The sequence below is a fragment of the Desulfovibrio desulfuricans genome, assembly GCF_024460775.1.
Taxonomy (GTDB): Bacteria; Desulfobacterota; Desulfovibrionia; order Desulfovibrionales; family Desulfovibrionaceae; genus Desulfovibrio; species Desulfovibrio desulfuricans_E.
On sequence record NZ_JANFYZ010000106.1, the window covers coordinates 1 to 236 of the forward strand.

Annotated in this window: 1 protein-coding gene; it reads right to left on the reverse strand. The window is 37.3% G+C overall.

Features of this window, described 5'->3' with window-relative positions:
- Positions 1 to 236, reverse strand: a 236-nt coding sequence (locus NE637_RS15575; RefSeq protein ID WP_256267831.1) for a hypothetical protein, incomplete at both ends; no start/stop codon positions are given.

The window sequence follows — 236 nt, forward strand, 5'->3', positions numbered from 1 at the left end:
CTCGTAAGATTGTTTTTGACTGTCCAGGCGGAAACATTCTTTATCGAGAGCCGAAATATGTTTTGACAAGTCTTCCCGCATTTGCAGAAACTGTTTATGCTTCCTGTTTAATGCATCTCTTCCCTCTGTCTGTTCTTTTATTTCTTTTTCAATTTCATCAAACAATTCTCTTGAATTATCAATCGTTCCCCGAAGCTCTTTTATCTTGTCTTCCTTTTCCTTAATCTCATCTGACG